14 protein-coding genes are annotated in these 18,440 nt (G+C 44.5%); 8 read left to right on the forward strand and 6 right to left on the reverse strand.

The features are described from left to right. The 6 genes from AACQ42_RS09115 to AACQ42_RS09140 all read left to right on the forward strand — a co-directional run. Window positions 1-793, forward strand: a 793-nt coding sequence (locus AACQ42_RS09115) for a chemotaxis protein CheA (protein WP_176429706.1), incomplete at its 5' end; no start/stop codon positions are given. Window positions 794-828: 35 nt separating this feature from the next. Next, window positions 829-2,448: a methyl-accepting chemotaxis protein gene (locus tag AACQ42_RS09120; protein WP_017044773.1), complete on the forward strand. Its 1,620-nt coding sequence runs from the start codon at window positions 829-831 to the stop codon at window positions 2,446-2,448. A gap of 15 nt (window positions 2,449-2,463) precedes the next feature. Further along, window positions 2,464-3,012 carry a chemotaxis protein CheW gene (locus AACQ42_RS09125; RefSeq protein ID WP_228209078.1) on the forward strand — a complete coding sequence of 183 codons (549 nt, stop codon included), beginning with the start codon at window positions 2,464-2,466 and terminating at the stop codon, window positions 3,010-3,012. Further along, the gene (locus AACQ42_RS09130) at window positions 2,996-3,874 is read left to right on the forward strand and encodes a CheR family methyltransferase (protein WP_094166058.1); all 879 of its coding nucleotides are present in this window, start codon (window positions 2,996-2,998) and stop codon (window positions 3,872-3,874) included. Before AACQ42_RS09125 ends, AACQ42_RS09130 begins: the two co-directional genes overlap by 17 nt. Next, complete coding sequence (locus AACQ42_RS09135; RefSeq protein ID WP_013856765.1) at window positions 3,874-4,392, forward strand: chemotaxis protein CheD; 519 nt, start codon at window positions 3,874-3,876, stop codon at window positions 4,390-4,392. The genes AACQ42_RS09130 and AACQ42_RS09135 overlap by 1 nt, the downstream gene beginning before the upstream one ends. Before the next feature lie 34 nt (window positions 4,393-4,426). Further along, window positions 4,427-5,500, forward strand: coding sequence for a protein-glutamate methylesterase/protein-glutamine glutaminase (locus tag AACQ42_RS09140; RefSeq protein ID WP_013856766.1), 1,074 nt, complete (start codon window positions 4,427-4,429; stop codon window positions 5,498-5,500). 65 nt (window positions 5,501-5,565) lie between these two features. Here AACQ42_RS09140 and AACQ42_RS09145 read toward each other — a convergent pair whose 3' ends face one another. The 3 genes from AACQ42_RS09145 to AACQ42_RS09155 form a co-directional block, all read right to left on the reverse strand. Further along, on the reverse strand, window positions 5,566-5,865 hold the full coding sequence (locus AACQ42_RS09145) for a hypothetical protein (protein ID WP_017043621.1): 300 nt from the start codon (window positions 5,863-5,865) through the stop codon (window positions 5,566-5,568). 246 nt (window positions 5,866-6,111) lie between these two features. Further along, the gene (gene asnS / locus AACQ42_RS09150) at window positions 6,112-7,512 is read right to left on the reverse strand and encodes an asparagine--tRNA ligase (RefSeq protein ID WP_026028293.1); all 1,401 of its coding nucleotides are present in this window, start codon (window positions 7,510-7,512) and stop codon (window positions 6,112-6,114) included. A 154-nt stretch (window positions 7,513-7,666) separates the two neighbouring features. Next, complete coding sequence (locus AACQ42_RS09155) at window positions 7,667-9,298, reverse strand: methyl-accepting chemotaxis protein (RefSeq protein WP_088732497.1); 1,632 nt, start codon at window positions 9,296-9,298, stop codon at window positions 7,667-7,669. A 305-nt stretch (window positions 9,299-9,603) separates the two neighbouring features. Between AACQ42_RS09155 and queD the strand changes: the two genes are divergently transcribed. Further along, on the forward strand, window positions 9,604-9,963 hold the full coding sequence (gene queD / locus AACQ42_RS09160) for a 6-carboxytetrahydropterin synthase QueD (RefSeq protein ID WP_094166059.1): 360 nt from the start codon (window positions 9,604-9,606) through the stop codon (window positions 9,961-9,963). An 89-nt stretch (window positions 9,964-10,052) separates the two neighbouring features. Here the strand turns inward: queD and AACQ42_RS09165 are convergent, their stop codons facing one another. Further along, entirely contained in the window at window positions 10,053-11,252 is a 1,200-nt protein-coding gene (locus AACQ42_RS09165) for an HNH endonuclease signature motif containing protein (protein ID WP_094166060.1), read from the reverse strand. Between the two features lie 620 nt (window positions 11,253-11,872). Here AACQ42_RS09165 and AACQ42_RS09170 point away from each other — a divergent pair. After that, window positions 11,873-15,610, forward strand: a complete 3,738-nt coding sequence (locus tag AACQ42_RS09170) for a M66 family metalloprotease (protein WP_176429707.1) — start codon at window positions 11,873-11,875, stop codon at window positions 15,608-15,610. Window positions 15,611-15,714: 104 nt separating this feature from the next. On the opposite strand, the gene AACQ42_RS09175 is transcribed toward AACQ42_RS09170, so the two are convergent. Both AACQ42_RS09175 and AACQ42_RS09180 read right to left on the reverse strand, forming a co-directional pair. Beyond that, window positions 15,715-17,076 (reverse strand): L-serine ammonia-lyase, encoded by a 1,362-nt coding sequence (locus AACQ42_RS09175; protein ID WP_013856773.1) that lies wholly within the window; start codon window positions 17,074-17,076, stop codon window positions 15,715-15,717. Between the two features lie 101 nt (window positions 17,077-17,177). After that, a complete protein-coding gene (locus tag AACQ42_RS09180) occupies window positions 17,178-18,431 on the reverse strand; it encodes an aromatic amino acid transport family protein (RefSeq protein WP_017047579.1) in 1,254 nt (417 codons plus the stop codon). Between the last annotated feature and the right edge of the window lie 9 nt (window positions 18,432-18,440).

Below are 18,440 nucleotides of genomic sequence, written 5' to 3' on the forward strand. Positions count from 1 at the left end.
TGTCGCAAATGGTAAACCTTCTCACGGCACCATCACGCTCAATGCTTACCATGACTCAGGCAATATAGTGATCGATGTGAGCGATGACGGAAAAGGGCTCAACAGCGAAAAATTGCGCGCAAAAGCGATTGAAAAAGGGCTACTTGATGAAAACCAACTCGTGACCGATGACGAGATTTTTCAACTCATTTTTGAGCCCGGATTTTCAACGGCCCAGCAGGTTTCCAATATTTCAGGACGCGGTGTCGGTATGGACGTAGTGAAGCGAAATATTACTGATTTGCGAGGTCGAGTAGAGATTCACAGCCTACTTAATCGAGGAACAACTATCCGCATTGTATTGCCGCTCACACTCGCGATCATTGATGGTTTCCTAATTGAAGTGAGTAGCGAAACCTTCGTTGTGCCATTGGATGCCGTTCAAGAATGCGTCGAACTTGATGACCAGTGGCTCAAAGATGGCCAAGGAAAACCTTATATTAATCTCAGGGGACAAGTGCTGCCTTTAATTGATTTAAGAGTGCAATTTAACCTCACTGCGCGTCGCTCAAAACGCCAAAATGTGGTGGTGGTCAGTAGTGCGGGGCAAAGTGCTGGTTTGATCGTGGATAATTTGTTGGGGGAATTACAAACCGTAATTAAGCCACTTGGGCCGATTTTTTCACGGGTTAAAGGAATCAGCGGTTCGACTATTTTGGGCAGCGGGGATATTGCTCTTATCTTAGATATCGCCAGTTTATCACAACATATTATGAAGGAAGAGTCGAAGCATCGCTTATTGGCAATGCACTAACTTGGCTCAATTACATCGTCAGAAAGGAATAGGCTATGTTTAAAAATATTTCAGTTAAATTCAAACTAAGTATGCTAGTTGGCATCTTAAGTTTGTTACTCATTGTAGTCGGATCACTAGGGCTTTATGGCATGCAAAAAACACTGCATGGGCTAGAAACGGTCTACTATGACCGAACCGTACCAGCACTGTCTATCGGTGACATTAAATCTCGTCTTCTGAGCAATCGTATAGCGCTGGCTTTCTCACAACTGTACCCAGAAGCGGATATTATTCGTGCTCAGATTGAGACGGTTGAGAACCACCTCAAAGTGATTGATGACAAATGGGGCAAATACAAGTTAACTAAATTAACCAAGGAGGAGGCTGAATTAGCAACACAATTTGAAGAACAAAATAAAGTCTTTGTTGAGCAAGCTCTACAGCCCACCATTGATGCTTTGCGACGTTTAGACATTGATGAAGCGACTCGCCTTGCAGTTGATAAAGTACGCCCACTCTATGCACCCGTTGAAAAAACAGTAAATGCATTAATTCAGCTGCAATCTAATGAAGCGCAGAATGTTTATAACCATGAGGTTGAGCTTTATGACAACCTACAAATGATAGCCATTGGATCAATTATATTGGGGCTACTGTTTGGTATTGGATTTGCGGTTACCTTGATCCGTGGGATCTGTAATCCTTTAGAGCAAGCAGTGTCGCTGGCTAACCGACTCGCTGTGGGTGATTTAACAGGTAAAATTGAAGCGACGTCAGGCGATGAATTGGGTCGCTTGCTTGAAGCCATGCAAAAAATGGTGGCCAAGTTGTCAGACATCGTAGGTGAAGTGAATAGCTCAAGTAATGCATTGGCTTCGGCATCCGAAGAAGTTTCAGCTACCGCTCAGAACTTAAGTCAAGGTGCGAGCGAACAAGCGGCCAGTGTTGAACAGACTACCTCGTCGGTAGAGCAGATGTCAGCCTCAATCGCGCAAAACACTGAAAATGCGAAAGTGACTGATAGCATGGCAGGTAAAGCGGCTAAAGAAGCGAAAGAAGGTGGAGAAGCGGTAGCTAAAACCGTGTTAGCGATGAAATCAATAGCTGAAAAAATTGGTATTATTGATGATATTGCTTATCAAACTAACTTACTTGCGCTCAACGCCGCAATCGAAGCTGCTAGAGCTGGCGAGCATGGTAAAGGTTTTGCAGTGGTGGCTGCAGAAGTCCGAAAATTGGCAGAGCGCAGTCAGGTTGCTTCTCAAGAAATTGGTGAGGTCGCTAAAAATAGCGTTGGTTTAGCGGAACAAGCCGGAAAACTGCTGGATGAAATGGTGCCTTCTATTCAAAGAACATCCGATTTAGTACAAGAGATCAACGCAGCTTCAATGGAACAAGCAACCGGAGCAACACAAATTAACCAAGCGATGGAACAGCTCAACAGTATCACGCAACAAAGTGCTTCCGCATCAGAAGAGCTTGCGTCGACCTCTGAAGAGATGAGCAGCCAAGCACAGCAGCTCCAGCAACTAATGACCTTCTTCAAAACAGAAAATAATCGCCGTGAAGCAGCAAATAAATCTTCAGTTCACCACGAGCAGCAACGTCCTAAACAGAAAAAGGATGTTGAGTTTGTCTCTATGGACGATGAACCTGAGTATGTGCGCTTTTAGTGGCTGGAGGTGAATGTGGCTAATCTTATCCCGGTTGAGGCTAACTCGATGATATTGGCTAAGTCCAATACAGAATTAGCACAAGATCAACAGTACTTAACATTTCAGCTCAATGGTGAAATGTACGCCTTTGCGATTTTGCATGTTAAGGAAATATTAGAGTATGGCAAAGTAACTCAGGTGCCAATGATGCCTGACTACATTCAAGGCATTATTAACTTGCGTGGTGAAGTGGTACCTGTCGTCAACCTAGCTCGGCGTTTTTATCTCAAACCGCAAGAAGTGAATAAAAAGACTTGTGTTGTCATTATCGAAGTGACGAATGAAGAACAGCGTCAAGACCTAGGTGTTATGGTTGACAGTGTTTCTGAAGTCATTGAAATATCAAGTAAGTTTATGAGACCTGCCCCTAATTTTGGTACCAAGATCCGGACCGAATTTATTTGTGGTATGGCTCAATTCGATGAAGAGTTTGTCATTATTTTAGCGGAGGATAAAGTCCTATCTGTTGAAGAGCTGGCCATGATGGAACAGGTCAAAGAGCAGAATGAACTTGCAAGTTAAGCACAAATCTCAGCAACTTGGGAATTCAGCCATGGAGCAAATGTCCATCATCAGTGATGCAGACTTTGAGTTGTATCGTGGCTGGATATATCAATCTGCAGGTATCGCACTAACACCCAGTAAGAAAGCGTTGGTGGTTGGGCGTTTAAGCGGGCGCTTAAGAGAGCTCGGTATAAGTTCATATCGGGAGTATTTTGAGTATTTGACGAAATTTAGCGATCAGCAAGTACGCAAACTTGAGCGGCAACGAGTCATCAATTTGCTGACCACCAATGAAACGTACTTTTTCAGAGAAGAGGCCCATTTTGCTTATATCCAGCACCATCTCTTCACTGTATGGGGTAAAAAACAGATCCGTTGCTGGAGCGCAGCAAGCTCGACAGGTGAAGAGGCTTATTCTCTGGCAATGTTATTAGACAGCCGTTACCAAGGAGAATGGCAAATAGTTGGTACCGATATCAATAGTCAAGTGTTGCAAATTGCATCACAGGGTATTTATCCGATGCTACGCCATGAACATATACCGAAAGCCTATCTCAAAACGTATTGCCGAAAAGGCATCGATACCAAGCATGACACATTGAAAATCGTTAATTCATTAAGGAAAAAAGTGAAATTCGGATTAGCGAACTTACAAAATCAGTTGGATGAACTTGGTCACTTTGATCTTATTTTTTTACGTAATGTGATGATTTATTTTGATCAAAATACCAAACAAAGAGTCATCAGTAACGTTACGAACCGATTAAAAAATGGCGGTATTTTATTAATAGGCCACTCTGAAACATTAAACGGACTCAACTGCGATGACTTGCAATTACTGCAGCCGTCTATCTATCAAAAACGAGGGATTTGTGATTAATGGCGAACGAATTTTTACCTAAAACAGAGGCTCTGAACTTGATGCCTGGCGAGATATTCTTTGGTCATCACAGAGGTTGGATTCATACGCTGCTGGGTTCGTGCGTTGCCATTACGTTATGGCATCCAAAAACGCAGTTAGTGGGTATGTGCCATTATCTGTTGAGCCAGCGATCCGCCCTAGGTGAAGAGGCCAAACAACCTGAAGGCTATTATGCTAGCGATGTTGTGGCGTATTTTTCCCTTCAGTGCCGACGACATCAAATCAATCCTAAGGAATGTGTTGTTAAAGTATTTGGAGGTAGCACTATGTTTGCAGGTCACTACAGCAAAGTCGCTTCGATAAATGTTGCACAACAAAATGTGCGACTGGGTATGCAGTTACTGAAAGAGCACGGTTTTCAAGTAAGCCGCAATGATGTGGGTGGAAAGCGTTATCGTAAAGTATTTTTTGATGTCCAAAATGGTGATGTTTGGGTTCAATATGGGCGATCTTCTGCAAGAGAGGTAGCTTATTAATCAGCCATTGAGTGTCGACTTATAGAGGCATTACATGAAAAAAATAAAAGTATTAATCGTGGATGACTCCGCGGTTGTTCGGCAAGTGATCAGCGCTTTGTTGAGTAATGAACCTGATATTGAAGTGCTTACTCCTGCTTCTGATCCCATATTCGCTCAAAAAAAAATGGCTGTTCAATGGCCAGATGTGATTATCTTAGATGTAGAAATGCCTCGTATGGATGGAATTACGTTTCTCAAGCAACTGATGGCGGAGCATCCGACGCCAGTCATCATTTGTTCTACACTGACGGAACGTGGCGCGGAAGTGACTATGCAAGCATTGCAAGCGGGTGCGTTGACGATTATCACTAAACCCAAAGCAGGGTTGAAAGATTTTCTACAAGAAAGTCGGCAGGAAATGTTAAGTGCGGTGCGCGCCGCCGCACAAGCAAAGCTAGAAAATATTGTTAAACCCAAACCTCATGTACTCAAGAAAGTACAGCAAACAATGCCGAATCCGAATCACTCGACATTAACATTGAAGACCACACAAAAAGTGGTCGTGATCGGCACATCTACAGGTGGGACACAAGCTTTAGAAGCAATCTTAACAGCATTGCCAGCAGTCTCTCCGGGGATTGTTATCGTGCAACATATGCCCGAAAAATTTACTGCGATGTTTGCTGACCGGCTCAATGGGCTTTGTCAAATAGAGGTCAGGGAAGCAAAGAATGGCGACCGAGTTCTTCCGGGGTTGGCATTGATCGCTCCAGGTGGCCGTCACATGCAACTGAATCGAAGTGGTGCACATTATCAAGTTGAAATCAAAGATGGCCCCGCAGTTAACAGGCATAAACCATCAGTCGATGTACTTTTTCGCTCAGCGGCAAAACATGTAGGCCCTAACGCTGTCGGTTTTATTTTGACGGGAATGGGAGATGATGGCGCACGAGGTTTGCATGAGTTGAAAGAGAGCGGTGCCTATACAGTTGCACAAGATGAAGCAAGCTGTATCGTTTTTGGTATGCCCAAAGAGGCAATCGAACGTGGTGGTGCTTGTTCGGTGCTACCACTCAATCAAATAGCGCAGGAAATATTGCAACGAGCTTCATCGAGGCACTTATAGATCAGATCTTCATTTATTTTTAGTTGAAACCGACTTGTTGAGACGCTCCCAACAAGTCGTAGTAGTTACTTTTTTAAGCCAATTTGAGATTCGATGGCTTCGGTTTCTATTTCAGGGTGTTCGGCGAGCTTTTCTGAAGCCCATTGATTGATATGCTTCAAAATAGCCGACACGGCATGTTTTTTTGTTGCTTGCTCATTTTCTGCCACATCTAACGCTTGTTTAGGCTTTAAGCCAGTAGCATCTTCTGCGATATGAAGCCAATCAGGATGCCAGTAGTAAGGTTGACCAGAAGGAGTCATCCAGCCATGAACACCGTTTGTTTCACCATTGTACTGCAAATTATCTACATCATTTTTTTTCATATAAGTTCTCGCCATGGATCGATCTGAATACGTGGTTAATGTAACTCGGTTGCATAGCACAATAGAGTGAACATGATCATGTAATTGAACTAAATGTAACAAAGGAAGATGAAATTGAGGTGATTTTGATCTCATGTTTATTTGAAATTCACTCTATTGTTATTGAGAGTGAACACTGATTGTTGGGGAAATAAAAAAACCACCGGGTTTAACGTCGGTGGTTTTTACAAAAATCGTGTTTGATTTTTAGAAGTTTGCAGAGCGTGGTGTACGTGGGAAAGGAATTACATCACGCACGTTGCCCATACCAGTCACGTAGGATACTAAGCGCTCAAAGCCAAGGCCGAAACCCGCGTGCGGTACAGTACCGTAACGACGTAAGTCGCGATACCAACTCATGTGTTCAGGATCTATGCCCATTTCAATCATACGCGCATCAAGAACATCTAAACGTTCTTCACGTTGAGAGCCACCGATGATTTCACCAATACCTGGGGCAAGAACATCCATTGCAGCGACAGTTTTACCATCGTCGTTTAGACGCATGTAAAATGCTTTGATGTCTTTAGGGTAGTTCTTGACGATCACAGGCGCTTTGAAGTGCTCTTCAGCAAGGAAGCGCTCGTGTTCAGAAGAAAGATCAATGCCCCATTCAACATCAAATTCAAACTTACGACCTGAATCGATTAGGATCTTCACAGCATCGGTATAGTCTACTTGCGCAAAATCTGAATTAACGAACTGCTCAAGACGAGTAATTGCCTCTTTGTCGATACGCGAAGCAAAAAACTCAAGGTCATCACGACGTTCTTCAAGAACAGCTTTGAAGACATACTTCAGCATATCTTCAGCCAGTTTCGCGACATCGTTTAGATCAGCAAACGCGACTTCTGGCTCTACCATCCAAAATTCTGCAAGGTGGCGGCTCGTGTTTGAATTTTCAGCACGGAACGTTGGGCCAAAAGTGTACACTTTGCTTAATGCACAAGCATACGCTTCGGCATTTAACTGTCCTGAAACTGTAAGAAATGTCTCTTTGCCGAAGAAGTCTTCATTGAAATCGACATTGCCTTGCTCAGTACGAGGAAGGTTAGCGAAATCCAGCGTTGAAACACGGAACATTTCACCCGCACCTTCTGCATCAGAAGCGGTAATCAGCGGCGCTGACATCCAGAAATAACCTTGCTCGTGGTAAAAGCGGTGGATGGCTTGAGAAAGGGAGTTGCGTACACGAGCCACTGCGCCAATCACGTTGGTGCGTGGGCGAAGATGCGCCACTTCACGAAGATATTCAATTGAATGGCGAGTTTTTGCCATTGGGTAGGTTTCAGCATCTTCAACCCAGCCAACAACCTTCACCTCAGTTGCTGCAAGTTCAAATGCTTGACCAGAAGCAGGGGACTCAACAATCTTACCTGTTACTTCGACAGAGCAGCCAGTAGTGAGCTTTAGCACTTCGTCATTGTAATTATTCAGATTATTAGGGACCACGGCCTGAATCGGGTCGAAACAAGAGCCGTCATAAATGGCAAGAAAAGAGATTCCAGCTTTGGAATCACGACGAGAACGAATCCAGCCTCGGACAGTCACTTCACTGTCAACGGCCAGCTTACCGCTCAATACGTCTGTTACAGGCGCGTAAGTCATGTTTGATATAGTCTCCATTGAGGTAAAAATTCAACCCAATGTTCAAAGGTATTCTCACTCTATAAAGTGGACAAAAAACAAGCGAAACATTGGGTTGCTTATTACTTTTTAATTCAATGGCACATATTACCTGTCAATTCGTTCGCATCAACCTTTATTGTCGATTCGTGGCCGAATTCTTAGCAGAAAGCGTAAATTGATTCATCAATGTTTCTAAGCGCTGCGATAGCTGTTTTAAATTGACGCTGATTTCTCGGGTTTGCGTTGCCGATTGAGACGTATCATCAGCATGTCGAGTAATGACTTCGATCTTCCCTTGAATTTCTTGGCTGACTTGTGTGGTCGTTCGTGTTTGATCTTGAATATTGTTTGCATGATCAAGCACCTGCTGCATCTCTTGTACGGCATTACTCATTGCGGAAGATAAAACTTCGACTTCATTTGAACGTTGATGCGCATGTGAGCAAACCAAATCAACTGAGGCGAGCGATGTTTCACTGTCACGTTGGAATTGAGCGATGATTTTCTCAATGTTTCCAGTCGCTTCTGCTGTTCGTGAGGCGAGTTTTCGCACTTCATCGGCCACGACCGCAAAGCCTCTTCCTTGTTCACCCGCTCGTGCTGCTTCAATCGCCGCGTTTAAAGCCAGCAAATTAGTTTGTTCGGCGATACTTTTAATCGTTTCAAGAATGGAGGAAACCAGCCCTGTCTGATTATTAAGTTCAGAAATTTTATCTTTCACGGACTCGATATCGCTTACCAAACCTTTGATATCTGCGCTAGCTGTATGTGCTTGCTGTGCACTTTGTTGAGCGACATTAGCGGTATGTTTGATAAGCTTTGATGCATCAACGGTAGCTTGATTAACCGTCTGTTGTTGAGATTGCATCTCTTCAATATTGAGCTGAACGTCAGAGGTTTCACGCTGCTGATTTTTTGCCGCTTGGTTGGTTGTTTGTGCTACGTCGGTTAACTGGTTTGCTGAATCGGCAAGCGAATGAGAGGTCTCTTGCACTTTTGCCAAACTGTCCGAAACCGTGTCCATTAAAGAGTTGATGGAGATCGCGAGTTGTCCGAGTTCATCTTTTTTAGTGCTGATAAGTCGTTTTGATAAATCTTTGCTCTTACTGATTTCGCACATGAATCGTGACGTATGCTGGATAGGGCGAACAATCATCTTGCGGATCAAAAAAAGCGTGATCATAAATCCGATAAAGGCAATGGAAGCCATAATAATAACGGCAATGACAGTGTGAGTACTGATCATTTGGTTTACATGGCTCAGGTTATATTCAAGACGAATAGCCCCTAAAACGGTTCCTTCTTCCGCCATATGACAAGATACGCAGTTTGTGCCTCGGTAATCTAGGCTTGATTTCATCGGTAAGGCGACGACTAATCCTTTCCCCCAGGAAGCATTGAATGGTTCAATGACGGTTTCCCCGGCCAGTGCGCGTTTATCTATCTCGTCCATTGGCTGTTGATTTTCTTTTCCAGGACCATAAAGTTTACTGACCGCCTCTGAACGTAATACTCGCACCTGTTCAATACCATCTTGCGCGAGTGCCTTTTGGCGTAAGGTCTCTTTCTGAGCCATGGTACCAGTCAACATCATCATATTGAGGCTATCAAAGTAGTTACTCGCTTTATCGTGTAACTGCTCGCTCAACACCGAATTGAGCAGGTCACGTTGTTGTATATATTGATAGCTGGTTGATACCGTTAATACAAAAGCAAAAACGGTGATGAGCGTAAGTAGCAATTTAGACGTAATTGTTGAGTTCATGATAATTTTATTATTATTGAGAGGGTGACAGTGTAAATATAGCGTTAATATGCACTAGTGCAAAAGTTGTAGTCTTTGGAGTGTGACCCTATACATATTATAGGTTTAACAAATGTGATGTGGCACGTCATGATTCCCTATTAATGCTTAAAATATCACTCAAAGGCGTGGGATTTTCCGTTGTATCACCGTGATAAATTGTACTGTTTCATCTGTCTTGCAATGTAAACAAAGCTGTCTAGAAACTTGTTTCGTGAGTCTATATTCCTTAGTATTGCCTCTCTTTTAAAAGCTTGAGAACCAAGATGAAAACAGAATTATACAAAGAGTTTATGTTTGAAGCCGCGCATCGTTTACCTCATGTACCTGCAGGGCATAAGTGCGGCCGTTTACATGGGCACTCTTTTTTAGTTCGTCTGTATGTAGAAGGTGAGGTCGAGCCTCATACTGGTTGGGTGATTGATTTTTCTGAAATTAAAGCGATATTTAAACCTATTTATGATCGTTTAGATCACTATTACTTGAATGACATTGAAGGGTTAGAGAACCCAACCAGTGAAGTGCTTGCGAAATGGATTTGGCAACAATTAAAGCCAAGCTTACCACTGCTCAGCAAAGTTGAAATTAAAGAAACCTGCACGGCGGGTTGTATTTATAAAGGCTAATACCAGTAGACAATTCCGAACAACAAACAATAAATAACAAGTAGATAGGCACTACTATCGCGCCTATCTACTTACCCAATATAAAGAGCCTAATGACCCCAAATTTGGCTTACATATTCAGGATGATCGATATAGGGATTTCGGTTACCTTGAAATTGATAAACGGCGTCATTGCGCTGGTGTTCTTTAGCACTCACAGGATCTTCTTGGTGCCAACGCTTTAGCATCGCCAGAGCCCAAGCTTCAAAAACCACCGTGCTAGTACCATCAAGTATGGCATCAGCGTTGTCAGTATTTCCTTGCCAGCTGCCGATACGGTTCTCGTAGCGGGTTGCCATGTAAAAATAGGCGCGCGCTAGATCACCTTTAAATTCATCAATAGGCTCAAATACGGTGCCATTATAACCTAGCGTATTGCTTGCACTGCCAAGTTTTGAACCATTACTTGAGGTATAAGTGATATGACCAACTTCGCCAAATGGCCAGTTACTGCGTTTTGCATTGACAAAACCATCAGTGGCAAACAAGTGGTGACCGTCGGAATTCATTGGCTCAACGCTGCCCCCAAACCAACTTTTAGGAAATGAGTGTTCCCTATTGTAACAATCGCCTTCTCGTCGATACTGACCACACTGATCGCTGACTTTAGTAAAACTAACACTGTCGTTGTTGTCAGGTTTCTCAGAATAGATATCTAACATTGAACCGTCATTCTCATAGTAGTTATCTATGTCTGCATTTTGTAATAGTGTCCAAATTGCGGAATAACCGCGGCTATTATGATTCTTTATGATGTTGTATAAGGCCGTTTTTAGTTCAAAACCTGTTTTTCCTATCGCGGCTTGATAATAGTCATGGTTAGCGGGAGGTGTTGATTCACCAAGTAATAAGCTGTTTGATTGGTTGTATTGAAATTCTCCACCAGAGGCCAGTATTTCCGAGCCTTTGGCTAAGGAATAAAGGCCATTGCCAGAGCCACAGCAAATACCATCACCATAACTGTCATGGATGGTGAATTGATATTCACCATCCGATAAGCATATTTCTTGACTATAAGATGTGGAGTCTGAGTAATTATTACCCGCATAAATAACCTGTGAGAGGCTGTTTTTTATTTCCCAACTTGTTTCAGAAGCGTATTGATCGGTGGTTAAATTCAGAGTCAGGTTGTGAGCGCGACATGTCACATGGCTTGATGGTTGCTCAGCGATACTATTTTCTGTCTGCGCACTGGTAAGGGGAGAGCAAAGCAGTGCCAGTAGGGTAAGGTATGAAATTTTCGTTGTCATAATTTTCTCATTGGATAGTTAAATCGCAACTAAGATAACCATTTGCTCAGTCAATAAATTAAACCTATATCGCATTTTAATTTGTTATGTATGTGATGTTTCATTATTTATGCAGGAGATCTCACGTTCAGAAGGCTGTGCAAAAAGGTGTTCATAAAAACCTACGCAGTCTGCATATATACAATCTCTTTTCTTACCGCGACTGACACGCTGCCGTTTAGTCAATATCTGTGCGATAAAATTGCCAAAAAAGTTGATCGCTTAATCCTCTCAATGCTCATGAACAATCGTAATCATTCTCTTTCGGTGTGCGTGTTATATCCTTAAGTATCATTGTTTCTGATTGATTTTAATAAAATTATTTATTGTTTGTATGCATTTTTGTTGCACACTTTTTCGCGTGAATTCTCACTTTCAAGACGTCAACCTCATTGGGTTGGAACCCTTATCTCGTTACGGACATAGTGATTCTATCGAAATGAAATTAGGTAACTAATAATGAATCGGTAACTCAGTTGTCTATATCCGGAATCGATTGTTGCTTAACCAGCGCAGATTTCGTGGGTTGCTGCTGCTGAAATTCAGGCACGTCACTATAAACTAAAATGAGCAATCCAATGATGAATAAGAAACCATTAACGCTTCTGGTAGCAGGGCTACTGGGAAGCGCACCCGTTTGGGCGCAAAATGAGCTCACCTTGATCCAGATCGGGGAAAAAATCGTCGAGCGGTTAGAATCGATCAAAGCGACCGCCGAACGTGGAGAAGGGGTGTTTGAACGCAACGGTGAGCGTTGGATCCACTATAAAGGCTTCGATTATCGGCTTAGTTACAAAAATGATCTGCAATTCCCCTTTATACCTTATCAAAGTGGCGATGATACGCCTTATCGCAATGTGATCGATTTTGTCGATCAGAGTTGGGAATTCATGGTGTACGACGGCGGTTTTTATCTGATGAGCCGCGAATTTGGTGTTTACCAACCGGACGATCAAGGCTGTTTTGTCGAATACATTCCTGCGGCACACGGGTCTAAGCGCGCCGATGGTAGCTACATCTGGCAACGTGATGTCATCTATCGTACCGAAACCTCTGATTGTGGTGCGTTAGTGAAGCCAGAGATTACCTCGTTAACCGTCTCGAGCCTGTCTGATGTCGGTGTGTCATTTGACTGGCTTGGGCAAAATGAAGCCGATAAGACTCAGCTCACCTTAACCAATTTGAGTGATGCGAAGGATGTTCGCCGCTATGATTCGGTTTCTGCGGGCTTTTTTATCGGTGACCTTAAGCCAGGCACATCATATGAGATGGTGTTGAACTCGTGTAATCCAGTGGATTGTGCTGAGCCCAAGGTTGTGCGCTTTACTACTCAAGATGCTCGAGTCGGTTTTGCCGATGAAATCCCAACCCCGAACCATTTGCAAGGCAGTTTAGAGGGTGGGTTGGGCATTACTCAAACCCATACATCAGTCGTGCCGAATAGCAATGAGTTAACTGGTCAAGGTCATTTAGACGTGATCATGAACCGTGAAGCGATGCTGCTGTTTACCCCGCAACAAGGGGAAGAGATTAACCAAGTCCGCGCCGAAGTGTTCCTCGATGGCGAATTAGTGCACACCACCTTGATGCTGCCGCCCAGTGCTCTGGCCGCATCGGATCAGCCAGAGAATGGCCGTATGAAGGTGGTGTTCTCTCATCACGCTTGGTCACTGCCGCTGCAATGGAACTGGATGAAGCCGGAGCTCTCACTGCGCTTGACCGACAACTTAGGCCGTGAAGGTGTGCTCAGCCAAGGAGACATCCAGTTTGGTGGTGCGCCTGAGTTGGTGATTCAAAATATCGACATGGGCATGCTGACTCAACCGCGTAACCACAATACGATGATTCAAAATCTTCCAACTTTGGCCGCGGATTATTTCCAAAAAATACCCGCGTCTAAATTGGTGATGGCTGACTACACTCCTGCCTATTTCCTTGTTGTCACTATGCCAAATGGTGTGGTGTACACCGATAAGAGTGCGAGTACTGGTGGTTGGCACAGCGGCGATATGCGTGAAGCGATCGGTAAAGCGTTGGTCTCTACAGGTGTTAACAACGCCAACGTCGGCATTGTGAGTAGTGCGGGTTATTCGCAGCAATACAATCGACGTTTTAACCACATCACTGCCCATACCAATGTGGGCATCTACACCAAAAAAGACACTGATTTGCCGCAAGTCGTCGTGCATGGCGGCAGTGGCGGCGGCGGCATCGTGACACTGGAAGCGACGACAGGTAACGAGTGGTCTCATGAGCTTGGGCATAACTATGGCTTAGGTCATTGGCCGTACATGGCCTCAATTCACGATCTGGAGTCCGGCTGGGGGTGGGATGCGTTCCACCAACGCTTTATTGGTAACTTACACTGGAAAGGCGATGTTTATACCCAACAGCAAGGTGACGATATTGTACCGCCGTTTAAAGATGCTTTCCGTTTCCTGCGTGATGCGCAAAATGGCGGTGAACAAGAGTACGTTGGCACCATCAGCCGCTTTACCTTGGAGCATCCGGCTCAGTCGCGCAAAGCACAGCGTTGGATGAACAACGGTTTTAACCTTGATAGCAACAGCCCAAGCGGTTATGTGCAGTGGGATCAGAGTACTCAACGTTATGAAGCGGTAGAAACCGATACACCGAAACCGCAGCAAGTGGGCGTACCCGTAGTTACTTTATTGGGGATTTATGATCCGCAGAATGAGAACCCTAGCCAAATCTATCCTCTGATTTACTCGAATTATGGCAACGTGTTTGAGCTGCCACAGCCAGAGCAAGGGGATTATCAGTTGGAAGGTTGGCAAGCGGTGGCGAACCTGACTCAGGCACAGCTCGATAGCGATATTTGGCAAACATTACGCATAGATGGTGAGCTGCAACGTTTGTGTAAGTTTACTTTCCAAGCGGCCAATGGCGATAGATCGCAGTTTGTCGGTGGGATTGAACCCAGTACCGACCGTTGTTCTGTTGGACGTGATGTGACATGGAACATCAACGTGAACATGACCTCTGCGCAAGGCGAGTATGAACTGCTTTCCAAGTATGGCCGCGGAACGGTGACTTACACACCGACGGTCGATGTCGGTGAAGTGAGCCTATGTACACTCAATAAGTCTGGAAATGATCACGATGGAGCTGGATTTGTCGTCGGTAATCACTGTGAACAGATTGCAGGTGTGATGCATAAAAATGGCCAAACGTGGCGCTATGCCATTCGTGGCGATGAAGTGTTGCGTCCTACTTACCAGGTTCAGGGCCAGTGTCAGTTGGATGTTGAATTTGCAGATGGGATCCGCGAACAGGTGCGATTGAGTGCTTCTCGCCACGCTGGCAATGAAAGTAACAAGTTCCACGTTAACTTATCGATGGAGAATGGAGTACCAACTCAAGTGAGTTTGCATTGTTCGGATCGAGGCGGTGAAACAGAACTGACTCGAATGACGCCAGATCAGAACCCGCCACTGGATAAGCTCAAAGGCCCCATCATCATTGGCCAAGAGTACGGTTACAGCCAAGTGGTCGATATGACTCCAACCTTCGCGCAGAATGAAACTCTGTTGAACACGGATTTTGCAACGATCGCTGAGTTTGATGCTTTTGTGGCCGAACACTATGGGCGTGGCGTTCTAAACAATGGCGTGACGAAAGCGGAGCGCCGAGCAGGGGCATTGTATGTCTACCCGAACCCAGAAACGGGCATGCATGATTACTTTGTAATGCGTATGGTAGATGCTGGCGCATTCCCGGCCGATCAAACCAGTAATCAAGGTTGGAAATACCTAGGTTCGGCAGATCGCTATGTGAACTTTGCTTTCAACCCAATCAAGCTCAATAGAGCGGCTGGTGTGAGCATTGAAGCGCGTGTACAAAGCTATTTTGGTGTATCCCGCTTATTGACATGGGATGAGCGTACCTCAACCACTTGGGATAAGGCGCAAAATGCGGTGTTTGTTGGGCAAATCGATGGTGAAAACCATTACTTTATCCAAAAACGCCCAGGAGAGGGGGAAGCTTTCCCGATGCTCGGAGAGTCAAACCTAGATTGGGTTTATCTTGGCAGCGACAGCACCATTCAAGCTTACCTTGCGGAATTAAATCGTGATTTAGCAAGCTTTGAACGTTCGTTACTGGAGTGGTATCAACAAGATGCGATGGGCGTGTGGGGCAGTGATGGCCAGCGTGGTCAAGTGAACGATATTTATCAATACGCTTTCCGTGGCGGCTATCATTACTACCGCTTGAAAGTGACTAAGTACGGTTATTTCCCTTACCCAACCGATCCCAATCCAACCAACAGTAGCTGGGAATATCTCGGTCAGTTTTAAGTTCCTCACTGGATCGTGAGGTAAAGTCGTAAAATGCGCCACTCGCTGTTAAGCGAGTGGCGTTAAGTTTTAATGAACGAGGTTTTTAAATAGATAGGTGCTCGTTAGCAAACGACTTTAATCGCTAAACCACCTTGGGACGTTTCACGATATTTGGCGTTCATATCTTTACCTGTCTCAAGCATGGTTTCGATCACTTTATCAAGCGAAACACGAGGTGCCGATGAGCGGCGTAGCGCCATACGCGTTGCGTTGATCGCTTTCACGGCAGCAATACCATTGCGCTCGATACAAGGCACTTGTACTTGTCCCGCGACAGGGTCACAGGTTAAGCCCAAGTTATGTTCCATCGCAATTTCAGCGGCCATGCAAACTTGTTCAGGGCTTCCACCCATCAGTTCTGCAAGGCCCGCGGCTGCCATCGAACAGGCAACACCTACTTCACCTTGACAACCCACTTCCGCACCAGAAATAGAAGCGTTACGTTTGTAAAGCCCACCGATAGCGCCAGAGGCGGCAAAGTAACGGATATAGTCTTTTTCAGTAACGGTCTGAATGAATTTATCGTAATAGGCTAACACTGCAGGAATAATACCGCATGCGCCATTAGTAGGTGCTGTCACCACACGCCCACCCGCGGCATTTTCTTCGTTCACTGCAAAAGCGTACATGTTTACCCAGTCAACGACCGCCATTGGATCGTTAGTGGTTTTTTCTGATGTCATTAACTGTTGACGAAGTGCTGCTGCTCGGCGTGGAACACGAAGAGGCCCTGGTAAGATACCTTCAGTATTCATACCGCGGTCCATACATTCGCGCATGGTTTTCCAAATATTGGCAAAGTAAGTACGAACTTCTTCATCAGAATGCAGTGCTTTTTCGTTAGCCATAACCAGCGTACTGATGGAAAGACCACTCTCTTTGCATTGGTTCATCATCTCGTCAGCGCTAGTGAAGACATAAGGAACTTTAATAGGGTTCTCTTTTTCTTTACCAAAGTTCTCTTCATCAACGATAAAACCACCGCCGATAGAGTAGTAGGTTTTTGAGTAAACGACCTCATCATCGATCCACGCGTGGATCTGCATGCCGTTTTCGTGCAAGGACAAATTCGTTTTGTGGAAATTCATTCCACCTTCTTTAGGAAACGATACGGTATGACAGTGCATACCAACGGGAAGACGCTCGGTTTCTTCAACGCGTGCGATAAAGCCTGGAATAGCATCGATATCAACTTTCTCAGGGGTATTACCAGCAAGACCCATGATGATAGCGATATCTGTGTGGTGACCTTTCCCTGTCAGTGATAATGAACCATAAACGTCCACGGTGATTTTAGTGATGTCGCGCAATTTTCCCATTGAACGTAAATCATCAATAAACTCTTTACCCGCTTTCATTGGTCCCACTGTGTGTGAGCTTGAAGGACCAACACCGATTTTATAGATATCAAATACACTAATCATATCGATTACCTCAAAAGTAAGCCCCCCTAGCTAAGAGGGAGGCTCATTATTATAGTTATGTTCTGTATGCAGTATTCATGACGGTTGATATAACCACCAGATTAAAGAGCGCCGTAGATTACAGAAGTAATAGCAGCAAGACCACAGATAGTTGTGAAAATCTGTACTGGTGCTGAAGTCTTGAACTTCGCCATTGCAGGGATCTTGTGCATTGCAAATACAGGCAGCAGGAACAAGATGCCAGCAATCATCGGTGCGCCCATGGTTTCAATCATGCCTAGGATGCTTGGGTTTACAATCGTTACGATCCAAGTTGTCAACACGATGAAGATCAGTGACATTTTTTCAATCTTGCTTACTGAGCTATTTGAGCGAGATTTAATCAAACCAACTAGGCCTTCATGTGCCCCTAAAAAGTGACCAAAGTAGCTAGAGGTAATCGCTGCAAAGGCAACAAGAGGACCCATGTAAGAGATGATTGGTGATTCATGGATGTTTGCTAGGTAAGAAAGCACAGAAATGTTTTGCTCTTTTGCTAACGCGAGTTGCTCTGGCGACAGAGACAGCACAACAGAGAACACGAAGAACATCACAAAACCCATCAGCATCATGGCCGAGCCACCAGTGATCATATCGGTTTTCTTAACCGCGTTGTCACCATGTTGTAGGCGTTGCTCTTTAGAGAACTGGCTAATGATTGGGCTGTGGTTGAATGAAAACACGATGATAGGAATTGCAAGCCAAACGATGGTTGGCATCGCAGACCAATCAGGTGCGACTTCAATCATAGAGGTGTTCCACTCTGGAATAAGGTAGAAAGAAAGTGCTAATAAAATGAAAACCAATGGATACACCATGGCAGACGTTGCTTTTAGCATCAGCTCTTTACCAAATACTACGCCAGCCGTCATTGCCACAATCAGCGCACCAGAAAGTAACCAACGAGGAATCGATTCCATGCCAACTTGGTTAACAAGGAAGGAATCAACGGTGTTTGTGATACCAACGCCGTAGATAAGAACGATAGGGTAGATGGCGAAAAAGTATGCGAACGTAATAAGGTTTGCGCCAGTTTTACCAAAATGCTCTTCTACTGTGTCAGTAATATCAGAATCAACATTTTTTGAAGAAAGAACAAAGCGAGCTAAGCCTTTATGTGCGAACCAAGTCATTGGCGCCGCAATTAGGGCTAACATTACTAATGGCCAAAAACCACCCGCACCAGCTTTAATTGGAAGGAAAAGTACACCAGCACCAACGGCTGTACCAAAAAGTGAAAGACACCAAGTGAAATCTTTATAAGTCCACTTGCTAGAGGATTGTACGGCAGATGCCGACGAAGTTGTTGTGTTCATATTGTATTA

It is taken from the genome of Vibrio sp. V12_P9A6T4, from assembly GCF_963874835.1.
Lineage (GTDB): Bacteria > Pseudomonadota > Gammaproteobacteria > Enterobacterales > Vibrionaceae > Vibrio > Vibrio anguillarum.

Excerpts from the sequence above, each read along its gene's own strand:
- queD (WP_094166059.1), top strand. The coding sequence starts at position 9,604 with ATGAAAACAGAATTATACAAAGAGTTTATGTTTGAAGCCGCGCATCGT.
- AACQ42_RS09135 (WP_013856765.1), top strand. The coding sequence starts at position 3,874 with ATGGCGAACGAATTTTTACCTAAAACAGAGGCTCTGAACTTGATGCCT.
- AACQ42_RS09145 (WP_017043621.1), bottom strand. The coding sequence starts at position 5,865 with ATGAAAAAAAATGATGTAGATAATTTGCAGTACAATGGTGAAACAAAC.
- AACQ42_RS09140 (WP_013856766.1), top strand. The coding sequence starts at position 4,427 with ATGAAAAAAATAAAAGTATTAATCGTGGATGACTCCGCGGTTGTTCGG.
- AACQ42_RS09120 (WP_017044773.1), top strand. The coding sequence starts at position 829 with ATGTTTAAAAATATTTCAGTTAAATTCAAACTAAGTATGCTAGTTGGC.
- AACQ42_RS09175 (WP_013856773.1), bottom strand. The coding sequence starts at position 17,076 with ATGATTAGTGTATTTGATATCTATAAAATCGGTGTTGGTCCTTCAAGC.
- AACQ42_RS09165 (WP_094166060.1), bottom strand. The coding sequence starts at position 11,252 with ATGACAACGAAAATTTCATACCTTACCCTACTGGCACTGCTTTGCTCT.
- AACQ42_RS09170 (WP_176429707.1), top strand. The coding sequence starts at position 11,873 with ATGAATAAGAAACCATTAACGCTTCTGGTAGCAGGGCTACTGGGAAGC.
- AACQ42_RS09180 (WP_017047579.1), bottom strand. The coding sequence starts at position 18,431 with ATGAACACAACAACTTCGTCGGCATCTGCCGTACAATCCTCTAGCAAG.
- asnS (WP_026028293.1), bottom strand. The coding sequence starts at position 7,512 with ATGACTTACGCGCCTGTAACAGACGTATTGAGCGGTAAGCTGGCCGTT.
- AACQ42_RS09155 (WP_088732497.1), bottom strand. The coding sequence starts at position 9,298 with ATGAACTCAACAATTACGTCTAAATTGCTACTTACGCTCATCACCGTT.
- AACQ42_RS09130 (WP_094166058.1), top strand. The coding sequence starts at position 2,996 with ATGAACTTGCAAGTTAAGCACAAATCTCAGCAACTTGGGAATTCAGCC.